The organism is Enterococcus italicus DSM 15952, from assembly GCF_000185365.1.
GTDB classification, from domain to species: Bacteria; Bacillota; Bacilli; order Lactobacillales; family Enterococcaceae; genus Enterococcus_G; species Enterococcus_G italicus.
The window spans coordinates 1-3,247 of the sequence record NZ_GL622244.1 but is presented as its reverse complement, the minus strand read 5'-3'; the positions used below and the strand labels follow the sequence as shown (position 1 = coordinate 3,247).

At 49.8% G+C, this 3,247-nt stretch carries 2 rRNA genes; both read left to right on the top strand.

The features are described from left to right. Positions 1-156 precede the first annotated feature (156 nt). Positions 157-3,071, top strand: a 23S ribosomal RNA gene (locus HMPREF9088_RS11005). 75 nt (positions 3,072-3,146) lie between these two features. Then, positions 3,147-3,247, top strand: a 5S ribosomal RNA gene (gene rrf, locus HMPREF9088_RS11000); the annotation flags it as partial.

Below are 3,247 nucleotides of genomic sequence, written 5' to 3'. Positions count from 1 at the left end.
GATTGTTCATTGAAAACTGGATAGTGAAGTAAAAAAATCAAAACAAACCGAGAACACCGCGTTGAATGAGTTTTTTAATAAGTTCAATTGCTTATTTTCTTGATTAAGCTTCTATCGCTAGAAGAACTGATCAAAACCCAACCGTAAGGTTGAGAAGGTTAAGTGAATAAGGGCGCACGGTGGATGCCTTGGCACTAGGAGCCGATGAAGGACGGGACGAACGCCGATATGCTTTGGGGAGCTGTAAGTAAGCTATGATCCAGAGATTTCCGAATGGGGGAACCCAGCATCTTTTATAGGATGTTACTTTCCAGTGAATACATAGCTGGTTAGAGGTAGACGCAGAGAACTGAAACATCTAAGTACCTGCAGGAAGAGAAAGAAAATTCGATTCCCTGAGTAGCGGCGAGCGAAACGGGAAAAGCCCAAACCAAGATGCTTGCATCTTGGGGTTGTAGGACTCCGATATGGTAGTCCAACCAGATAGTCGAATGACTTGGAAAAGTCAGTCAAAGAGGGTAAAAACCCCGTAGACGAAATGTGGTTGACACCTAGGAGGATCCTGAGTACGGCGGAACACGAGGAATTCCGTCGGAATCCGGGAGGACCATCTCCCAAGGCTAAATACTCCCTAGTGACCGATAGTGAACCAGTACCGTGAGGGAAAGGTGAAAAGCACCCCGGAAGGGGAGTGAAATAGATCCTGAAACCGTGTGCCTACAACAAGTTAGAGCCCGTTAATGGGTGATAGCGTGCCTTTTGTAGAATGAACCGGCGAGTTACGATTGCCTGCGAGGTTAAGTTGAAGAGACGGAGCCGTAGCGAAAGCGAGTCTGAATAGGGCGAATGAGTAGGTAGTCGTAGACCCGAAACCATGTGATCTACCCATGTCCAGGTTGAAGGTGCGGTAAAACGCACTGGAGGACCGAACCCACGTACGTTGAAAAGTGCGGGGATGAGGTGTGGGTAGCGGAGAAATTCCAAACGAACTTGGAGATAGCTGGTTCTCTCCGAAATAGCTTTAGGGCTAGCCTCGGAAGTAAGAATGATGGAGGTAGAGCACTGTTTGGACTAGGGGCCCTTCTCGGGTTACCGAATTCAGATAAACTCCGAATGCCATTCATTCATATCCGGGAGTCAGACTGTGAGTGATAAGATCCATAGTCGAAAGGGAAACAGCCCAGACCACCAGCTAAGGTCCCAAAATATATGTTAAGTGGAAAAGGATGTGGAGTTGCACAGACAACTAGGATGTTGGCTCAGAAGCAGCCACCATTTAAAGAGTGCGTAATAGCTCACTAGTCGAGTGACCCTGCGCCGAAAATGTACCGGGGCTAAACATATTACCGAAGCTGTGGAGTGTACCGTAAGGTACATTGGTAGGAGAGCGTTCTAAGGGCGTTGAAGGTAGATCGTGAGGACTGCTGGAGCGCTTAGAAGTGAGAATGCCGGTATGAGTAGCGAAAGACAGGTGAGAATCCTGTCCACCGAATGACTAAGGTTTCCTGGGGAAGGCTCGTCCGCCCAGGGTTAGTCGGGACCTAAGCCGAGGCCGAAAGGCGTAGGCGATGGACAACAGGTTGATATTCCTGTACCCGTTGGCATTGTTTGAGCAATGGAGGGACGCAGGAGGCTAAGGAATGCAGACGATTGGAAATGTCTGTCCAAGCAACAAGTCTTAGTGAGAGTCAAATGCTTTCACTTTTAAGGACAAGTTGTGATGGGGAGGGAAATAATAGTACCGAAGTTCCTGATGTCACACTGCCAAGAAAAGCTTCTAGTGAGAAGTCAACGGCCCGTACCGCAAACCGACACAGGTAGTCGAGGAGAGAATCCTAAGGTGAGCGAGAGAACTCTCGTTAAGGAACTCGGCAAAATGACCCCGTAACTTCGGGAGAAGGGGTGCTGCTCTAACGAGCAGCCGCAGTGAATAGGCCCAAGCGACTGTTTATCAAAAACACAGGTCTCTGCAAAATCGAAAGATGACGTATAGGGGCTGACGCCTGCCCGGTGCTGGAAGGTTAAGAGGAGTGCTTAGCGCAAGCGAAGGTACGAATTGAAGCCCCAGTAAACGGCGGCCGTAACTATAACGGTCCTAAGGTAGCGAAATTCCTTGTCGGGTAAGTTCCGACCCGCACGAAAGGCGTAACGATTTGGGCACTGTCTCAACGAGAGACTCGGTGAAATTTTAGTACCTGTGAAGATGCAGGTTACCCGCGACAGGACGGAAAGACCCCATGGAGCTTTACTGTAGTTTGATATTGAGTGTCTGTACCGCATGTACAGGATAGGTAGGAGCCGTAGAAATCGGGACGCTAGTCTCGACGGAGGCAATGGTGGGATACTACCCTTGCGTTATGGCCACTCTAACCCGCACCACTAATCGTGGTGGGAGACAGTGTCAGATGGGCAGTTTGACTGGGGCGGTCGCCTCCTAAAAGGTAACGGAGGCGCCCAAAGGTTCCCTCAGAATGGTTGGAAATCATTCGAAGAGTGTAAAGGCAGAAGGGAGCTTGACTGCGAGAGCTACAACTCGAGCAGGGACGAAAGTCGGGCTTAGTGATCCGGTGGTTCCGCATGGAAGGGCCATCGCTCAACGGATAAAAGCTACCCTGGGGATAACAGGCTTATCTCCCCCAAGAGTCCACATCGACGGGGAGGTTTGGCACCTCGATGTCGGCTCGTCGCATCCTGGGGCTGTAGTCGGTCCCAAGGGTTGGGCTGTTCGCCCATTAAAGCGGCACGCGAGCTGGGTTCAGAACGTCGTGAGACAGTTCGGTCCCTATCCGTCGCGGGCGTTGGAAATTTGAGAGGATCTGTCCTTAGTACGAGAGGACCGGGATGGACTTACCGCTGGTGTACCAGTTGTCTCGCCAGAGGCATCGCTGGGTAGCTATGTAGGGAAGGGATAAACGCTGAAAGCATCTAAGTGTGAAACCCACCTCAAGATGAGATTTCCCATTTCTTTAAGAAAGTAAGATCCCTGAGAGATGATCAGGTAGATAGGTCAGAAGTGGAAGTGCAGTGATGTACGGAGCGGACTGATACTAATCGATCGAGGACTTAACCAAAAGAAAAAATGAACTCGAAGAGTTTTGATACTACTTTGCATCCAGTTTTGAGTGAAGAATCACTCAACCAAATAGTGTGGTGGCGATAGCAAGAAGGACACACCTGTTCCCATGCCGAACACAGAAGTTAAGCTTCTTAGCGCCGATTGTAGTGAAGGGTTGCCCTTTGTGAGAGT